This window comes from Chamaesiphon polymorphus CCALA 037 (assembly GCF_003003845.1).
GTDB lineage: Bacteria > Cyanobacteriota > Cyanobacteriia > Cyanobacteriales > Chamaesiphonaceae > Chamaesiphon > Chamaesiphon polymorphus.
This window is the reverse complement of record NZ_PVWO01000299.1, coordinates 1-7,221: the sequence shown is the minus strand read 5'-3', so window position 1 is coordinate 7,221 and position 7,221 is coordinate 1. Positions and strand designations below refer to the sequence as shown.

General features: G+C 39.7%; 8 protein-coding genes. 4 read left to right on the top strand and 4 right to left on the bottom strand.

Going from position 1 to position 7,221, the window contains the following annotated elements; all coding sequences use genetic code 11:
- The 4 genes from C7B77_RS19550 to C7B77_RS19535 all read right to left on the bottom strand — a co-directional run.
- A partial coding sequence (locus C7B77_RS19550) for a DUF1501 domain-containing protein (RefSeq protein WP_146138409.1) occupies nt 1–511 on the bottom strand: 511 nt, incomplete at its 3' end.
- A 111-nt stretch (nt 512–622) separates the two neighbouring features.
- On the bottom strand, nt 623–2,914 hold the full coding sequence (locus C7B77_RS19545) for a CHAT domain-containing protein (protein WP_146138408.1): 2,292 nt from the start codon (nt 2,912–2,914) through the stop codon (nt 623–625).
- 5 nt (nt 2,915–2,919) lie between these two features.
- Nucleotides 2,920–3,468: a DUF1822 family protein gene (locus C7B77_RS19540; protein ID WP_106308635.1), complete on the bottom strand. Its 549-nt coding sequence runs from the start codon at nt 3,466–3,468 to the stop codon at nt 2,920–2,922.
- Nucleotides 3,468–4,013 carry a hypothetical protein gene (locus C7B77_RS19535; RefSeq protein WP_106308632.1) on the bottom strand — a complete coding sequence of 182 codons (546 nt, stop codon included), beginning with the start codon at nt 4,011–4,013 and terminating at the stop codon, nt 3,468–3,470. Before C7B77_RS19535 ends, C7B77_RS19540 begins: the two co-directional genes overlap by 1 nt.
- A 425-nt stretch (nt 4,014–4,438) precedes the next feature.
- Between C7B77_RS19535 and C7B77_RS19530 the strand changes: the two genes are divergently transcribed.
- The 4 genes from C7B77_RS19530 (at nt 4,439) to C7B77_RS19515 (ending at nt 7,171) form a co-directional block, all read left to right on the top strand.
- Nucleotides 4,439–5,521 carry a hypothetical protein gene (locus C7B77_RS19530; protein ID WP_106308629.1) on the top strand — a complete coding sequence of 361 codons (1,083 nt, stop codon included), beginning with the start codon at nt 4,439–4,441 and terminating at the stop codon, nt 5,519–5,521.
- 61 nt (nt 5,522–5,582) lie between these two features.
- Nucleotides 5,583–5,969, top strand: coding sequence for a hypothetical protein (locus tag C7B77_RS19525; protein ID WP_106308626.1), 387 nt, complete (start codon nt 5,583–5,585; stop codon nt 5,967–5,969).
- Nucleotides 5,970–5,978: 9 nt separating this feature from the next.
- Nucleotides 5,979–6,272 carry a hypothetical protein gene (locus C7B77_RS19520; RefSeq protein WP_106308623.1) on the top strand — a complete coding sequence of 98 codons (294 nt, stop codon included), beginning with the start codon at nt 5,979–5,981 and terminating at the stop codon, nt 6,270–6,272.
- Between the two features lie 170 nt (nt 6,273–6,442).
- Nucleotides 6,443–7,171: a hypothetical protein gene (locus C7B77_RS19515; RefSeq protein ID WP_106308620.1), complete on the top strand. Its 729-nt coding sequence runs from the start codon at nt 6,443–6,445 to the stop codon at nt 7,169–7,171.
- The last annotated feature ends 50 nt before the right edge of the window (nt 7,172–7,221 follow it).

Genomic DNA, 7,221 nt, shown 5'->3' with positions numbered 1-7,221 from the left:
GTAGGATGCGTGGCGTCGTCGCCCCGACGCTGACTGCTTGAATCGGATTTTTGTCAGACATGACGCCCAATAGTCGATTCATCCAACCATCGCGGGTGGATTTGATACCCGGCGTGCCGCTTTCGAGATAGTCTTGGGCGTCAAAATGCGATCGCGTCTCGTCTTTGGAACCGCAGGCATGAACGAAGGCGAGGCTTTTGTGCTGCCAGAGTGGGAGCAGCGGGGCGAGGGCAGGATGCAAGCCAAATTGCCCGTCGAGATCGAGTGCGCCGTTGGTTTGCCCTGGTTGGGGGATGGCAATTCGCGGTCGATCGGTATAATATGTGGGTTCGCGATAGGGCACGACAACACTCAATCCATCGATCGCACCTCTCAGGAAGACGACAATTAATCTCTGCGGATTGGGATTTGTGGCAGCAATACTGCGTGCTGCCCAACCATGAGTGCCGATACTAATTAAAGATGAAGCCGAACATAAACTAGATTGAATGAGGAATTGACGACGATTCATAAGTTTGGACAATTAATAATATGCTCGCATGTCTGACATAGTTTAGACTGCTACTAGATCGAAAAGGTTCGCAGTCTTATTGAAGCGACTATGTTCGCAGAGATAGTAATATTAAGACTTCAGTCTTTTAGAATCGATCGATGAAATAATTATAAAACAGAGAAAATAGATAGTGGCGATCGCACCACCCCAGGTAGTTGCGGTACTAGTGCTACCGATACCAAACATGCGATCTACTAGAGATACGCCACCAATACTTACCACTACAGTCAGTATTAACACGCCAATCAAAATCAGGCTAAAAAGCTGGCGAGATCGATCTGTATTAATTTGCAGTTTTATCATCCATAGCGTCAGAAATGATAGAGAAAACATAAATACATGGATGAGTGGCGTAAGATTGGTAAAGTGTGGGTTAAATTGAGTTCCTAATAAAAATGGTTTTGTTTTTTGGATATAGCAAGAGTAGAACGCTAGCCAAGCTAAAATTCCGGTTTCGCAGATAATTAAATAGCTAATATACTTATTTTGATTGAATACTCCTGTAGGCGCGAGGACAGATTGAAAAATCAAAGCAAACATTTCTGCCGCACAAAAAAAGATCGAGAAGTAGCTCAAGGCATAAAACCAGCGACTGACAGAAAACTGATGCTCGTAACTGTCGTTCCATAATTTATGGCTTAAAGCAATTTTGAGAAAATCTCGATCTGGTTGGTAGACTCTATCTAAACTAGATTTATTTTTAGCCTGAATCGATCGATCGATCGATAATTCCACCTGTTGCTTGTCGATGATTATATTGTTTTGTCGATCGATATTTAGGATCTGATGAGAAACATTACTCAGAGCGGAGCTTAAGATTTGGCGATCTTGGCTTGTTGCAGAGCGTCGTTCGGATTTTATTAAGGCGATCGCTTGAGGCTTCAATTCAAATAACATGAGCGGATCGCTATTGAGATCCAGACTAATTGAAATACAACTAAAGATAAATGCTGCTAATGTAAAACTCCAAAATACTTTGGCTTTTTGCCTAATCAGACAGATTGCTCTGTAAAGCGTGTATAGTGATATCCCCAACATCAGGGATGGATAAATTACGATTTGGGGATACAGTCGCGCATACAGAATTAAAGTATCGACACTACCAAACTCAAGCAAAATACTCAGAGGTAATCCAAAAACTGCGACAAGTAATAGCGCAAGCAGAATAAACTCCCATTGTTTTTCTAATCTGCGCTCGGTAAACATGCCATCCCAAGTAAGCGATCGAGCTTCGGGATTAGCGATAATTACTGGGAGCCAACTTTTGCCGGGATGTTTACCTTTTTCATCAAACTCTTGACGTAGATATTCTCGTGCCGATCGCATTGCAGCAAATAGCGATTTACCGCGCACAAAAGCAGCTAGTAAATGTCTCAATAGTTCTCGTGCAAATGCAGATTCTACAGGTTCGCGCATGACAATACAATATGGTAACGATCGAGATACTAACTGATTTGCTAAACCCAAACCGTCGCAAGAATTAAAAATTGCAAGCTGTAATTTATCGCTAATTAGTTTTTCTAGTAAGGTACTCAGTTCGTCGATCGCAACTTTTTCGCCCGGTTTATGTTCGATCCAGCCTAAATTACCCCGCTCGTTACTACCACTATGTCCGGCAAAGAATAAAATATGCCAACCTTTAGGATCTGCTAGCGATCGTTCTAAAGTTACTCGATCTGGCTGATTTAAAATATGGATGATACCACCATATTTTTCTAGATTAGTAATTAGATATTTTTCATCTGCTAATTCTAAATTTTCATCTCCAAAGATTGCTAATATTCTAATTCTAGCATCGGCTAATAAGGTCTCTGTTCTTTGCGGTCGTTTAAAATTATTAGAACTAATTGATAATTCTGTATGAGAATGAATCGTAAAGAATTCTTGCAATACTTGCCATTCTTGCCAGGGGAGTCCTTTTAATTCTTTACTATCGGTCTGAATAAAGATTTGGACTTCTTCCCGTTCTAGATAATAACTCTGTAAAGTCTTTTTGACGATCTCATCTCGATCTCCATGTTCGTTAAACCAACCTGTTTCTAGCCAACGATTGAGATTATCTTTAAACTCATTGGCGATGCGATCGAAATTAATATTACTATAAGTACTTTCTAGCTGGCGATCTTGCTGCTTGGGTTGAAATCTAATTCGCCGGATAGTAGGAGATTGCGCCGCAGGACTAACATATTTTTGCCAGGTTTGAAATGAATGGCGGAGGGAATCGGGAATGACAGATAGATAAGAATTTTGGTTCTCTAATCTTCCGTTCTCATCATAAATTGTGACGGCGACTGGTAAAACATTCGTACCTTGTTGCAAGCGAACGGGCGATCTAAATTCAAGGTAGATTCTTTTTGCCATGAGCACTAGCGGGGAAAACTTTCTACAACACTTTCATCACCTAACATCAAACTGAGCTTGAAACTATCTTCTAGCTGACAGATAAGATCTCCATCTTCAGTAAGATCGAGCAAATTAGATCGATCGCGAGTAGACTTTTGAAGTATAACTTCATTTAGTTCATCAAGAATAGCAACTTTCAAACCTGCTGGTAAATATCCTTTCCCATCGACTGGACGAATCTGTAAAAATATTTGAATTTCCGATAGATCTGCTAGCGGTACTATAGTCATGACAATTTCGATCGATATATTTTGAAATCGGACTATTTTTTTATTTGTAGAAGTAGCTTGACTACTTCTGACAGCAGGCTGAAATCCTTTGCTCCATAAACTATCCAACCACACCCGATATAAATCTACAGGTTTTATTGCAGCACAATTGGTAGCAATTATACCTACATCTAAAATTTTTAGTTCTGGCGTACCATCCAATTCTCCAGTTTCAAACAAAGCCAGAATTTGTTCGAGTCGATCTGAAGATCCTTCGATAATTAAAGTTTTTCGATTTTTCATTAGATAGATTCACTAATTCTAATATTTTCTATACCGTGCTGCTTGAGTAGCTCGTTAATTTGCTGAATGTGGTTGCGATCGATAGATTGGAAGCTTTCTATTTCTATTAAAACAGATAATTTTGTTATTACTGTCGAAGTATGGGGTAGTTTGTATCGCTCGGATTGCCGCAAAAAATCAATAATCTTTTTCCATGAAGGCTTGCGTTCGTTATCCTTCATATTCATGAGTCTCTTCAGATACTTGTGGATTCTTGAAGACATTTCTGCATTTAAGTTTCTAGTCAATCTTTGCAGATCCTCACAGGTTTTTAATTCTTCAGCACTAGGAATCTTATGTTTGTAAAAATAATAGGCAATCTGTCCTTGACTGTAACGAGCGAGCGAGAGGCATAAATATTGCATCTCCGTGTCAGAAAGCATTTTGCTATGCGGATAAAATTCCTGTTTAATTTTAATCAGATCCGATTGCAATTGTCTCAAATCGATCCCAGATTTTTCTTGAGCTTCTAGTAAATTGCGATCGAGATTATCCTGTGAGTCCATGCAAAATTTATTTAAACTAAAAAGCTGATAACATCGATCGACACATAGGAACGATGTAAGATTTATCACAATACATGTTCCAGGCTGAACTGCCTAACAATATTAACCCAAGTTGCTAGTTACAGTTTTTTAGTGTGGTAAGGGAGAATCGAGCAGCAAGCGAGGTCATCTTTCCTTTAACCTTTAACCTTTAACCTTTACCCAATTCCTAACTCTCGATCGCCATGCGGCGCGCTTACGCGTTCGCGCCTAGCAACTTACGTTATTACTATTGTGACCTACAAAGGTACCAAAATATGAATTACCCAACTTTTTCGATCGATATAACCCAACTTCTAATCTAGACTCAGCAAAAAATTGCGGTAACCTAAGATCGGTTTAAATTAAATCTTTTCGCTTTAGCCCCATTCGATCGATAAGTAATTATGTTTTATAAATCGGCTCTGCTCGCGATCGGTTTGATGCTCGTTGGGAGCGATTACACCAACGCTTCGGAAATCCCAACTGTAGAAAGCAATCCTGTCTCAAATCCCGATCTGCTGGAAATCGAAAATGTAGATGCTGTCAATCGTACCTCGATCGAGCCATCCGCACTAATTGCCAACAGCTCCCAACCCGCAGCAACAGATCTTAGTTTAGAAGTAACCCCTGTCAAGCCGCGCTCCAATCCAATTGGATCCCCAACTAGATCGAATTCTACCCCCACCCCAATTGACAATAGCAACCAAATTCGGAACCCGCAATTAGATCGCGCAAACATTTGGGGAATGGCTTATGTCAGTCCGCTGAGTGATGTCTTGCGCATCAACGATTCCGTCGTAAAACCGAATGGAACCAAGATCGGGCAAACACCCACAGAGACAGAATCATCCCGATCGACAGAACCTAAAAAATGGTCGGTTGGCGTACACGCTCAAGCCAGTACGACAGGATTTATCGGTGTCGATGCTGGTTATAAATTCAGTCCCAATCTGCACACGCGGCTAGGAATTAACACCGTTGGATTTGGTTACAACTACAGCAGCCAAGGTATCGATTATAATGCCAGCCTTAGCCCTACCAACGTTCATCTTTTAGGTGATTATTTTCCATTTGGTGGTGGTTTGCGCTTGACAGGCGGTTTGATTTTCCAAAATAACCGTTTTAGTGGTTCAGCAAAATCTAATGCTAGCAATCAAATTAATATCAACGGTACTAATTATAATGCCAGCCAAATCGGCACGGTCGAAACCTCTGGGAGTTTCAGCAATAGTGTCGCACCTTATTTAGGAGTTGGCTTTGGGACGCCAATTAATGAGGGTTTTGGATTTAATGTCGATTTAGGCGTAATGTTCGCCGGATCGCCTACAGTATCGCTCTCAGCTAATAATATTTCGCCGTTAGTTCCGGCAGCAATTCAAAACCAATTGCGATCGGATTTAGCGGCTCAACAGCAGAAAACTAATGCCGATATTAGTAGTTTCAGGCTTTATCCCGTTCTTTCGATCGGCTTTTCTTATGCATTTTAATCCAACGAGAATTCTGAGATAGAGCAAATTTCTATTGTCAACTTTAATTCATGAGGTAAAAATGACTTCAAACAATCCAGAACAAACAATAATCTCTACTTCTTTTGGCACTGTGACTAGCAAACGAGTCACTTATATGTATAACAAGGGTTGGTTTAGTGGTGGAAAAAGAGAAGATGTTCCACTCAAACAGGTAGCTTCAGTTAGACATGAAACAGAAAGAAAAATATTTCTTGGGTTATTTTATATCGTTTTAGGGCTAGTTTTAATTGCTGTTGTCATTGGAATCATTCCACTTGTTTTTGGTATTTTTTTGTTATGGGGATCTCCAAAGGTAAATATAGTTACTACTGGAGGATCTACAGCTCCTGTAATTGGATGGCCATGGCAAAATCAGGAAGCACAGTCGTTTGCAGATGCAGTGCGGGGTCAACTATTTAGCGAATAATTCATTAAAATGTGGGCTTTAGAGCTTTTAGCGATCGTATTAGCAATTAGTATCGGATGCCAATTGCTAATTTTCACTTTGAACTTTATTTTTGCTGGCAATAAAATTATTGGCGGTTTTCTTAAAGGAGTAAAACGCCATTTTCTATCCAGCTTGATAATTTCTCTAATAGTTACGGGCGTATGCTTATTAGTTCGGGTTCCAAAACATGTTGCTATTTGTGCATTTTTCGCATCTTTTATCGGGATGATATTTATTTTATTAGGAAACGATAATGACAACGATATGTTTAGAAAGCTCTAGCTATATTTTTCTATTTTTTGGAAGTTCTCCAAATACAACTATGCCAAGAAAAATTTATTTTTGTAAACATAAAAAACTATTCGAGAGAGGATAAAATATTGTAACCGTTCGCAATGCAAAATCCAAACTCCACCTCAAACTTTAGTTTAAATCATAGAGAATAACTCAATATGACAGCCCCGAATAAATTTACAAGCTCGATCGCCCAACGTTTCCAGCAAATCTCTACTTTAACTCTGATTGCTACTTCTTTAGTGGCAATTAATCTACCTACAGCCGTTTTAGCCAGACCAATTGTAGTCAAAGATGGAGTAACCTTTGATTTTCAAGGATGTGCTAGAAGTTCGGATGGAAATGATATTGTTTGTAGAGGATCTTTTCTCAGTCGGAAAGGAGAGCAATCTACTCGGATATATAGACAGAGTGGTGATGGAACAAGGTACAGTGCTTTTATTACTAATCTTAGAGGTAAGCAATATATAGCTAGTGAAATTATCATTGGGGAGGATTGGTCGTGTCGCAATGACTGTGCAGAGAAAGATATTATTTTTGTTGAGGGGGTTAATTACTCAGCTTCGATTATCTTTCGAGAGGTTTCATTACCGTCATCAAAAATAGTATTGGTCAACATTTCAGTAGATGCAAACAATAATCTAAAATTCCGTAATATTAGTGTAAATAGTTCTGGAAAATCGTCTTCGCAGTCTTCAGGCAGCGAAGTTGATAACGTAACCGCAGCATCAACAACGGATACACCCTCTCGATCGACAGAAACAGTATCGAGTAATTGTCCCGATCGATCTCAACAATTTGTAGCGGGAGAAACTGACTCTTTTAATATCTATATCTGTGGTCAAAATCGACCGACTCAATACTCCCTTCCCGCTCAAAGAGTATAGAAAGAGGTACAATTACTAAATAAGGGGGAAAAGATGAATGAATCTGAGCC

Bases quoted from the DNA above. Each gene is read 5' to 3' on its own strand.
- C7B77_RS19545 (WP_146138408.1), bottom strand. From the start codon at position 2,914: ATGGCAAAAAGAATCTACCTTGAATTTAGATCGCCCGTTCGCTTGCAA.
- C7B77_RS19540 (WP_106308635.1), bottom strand. From the start codon at position 3,468: ATGAAAAATCGAAAAACTTTAATTATCGAAGGATCTTCAGATCGACTC.
- C7B77_RS19535 (WP_106308632.1), bottom strand. From the start codon at position 4,013: ATGGACTCACAGGATAATCTCGATCGCAATTTACTAGAAGCTCAAGAA.
- C7B77_RS19530 (WP_106308629.1), top strand. From the start codon at position 4,439: ATGTTTTATAAATCGGCTCTGCTCGCGATCGGTTTGATGCTCGTTGGG.
- C7B77_RS19525 (WP_106308626.1), top strand. From the start codon at position 5,583: ATGACTTCAAACAATCCAGAACAAACAATAATCTCTACTTCTTTTGGC.
- C7B77_RS19520 (WP_106308623.1), top strand. From the start codon at position 5,979: ATGTGGGCTTTAGAGCTTTTAGCGATCGTATTAGCAATTAGTATCGGA.
- C7B77_RS19515 (WP_106308620.1), top strand. From the start codon at position 6,443: ATGACAGCCCCGAATAAATTTACAAGCTCGATCGCCCAACGTTTCCAG.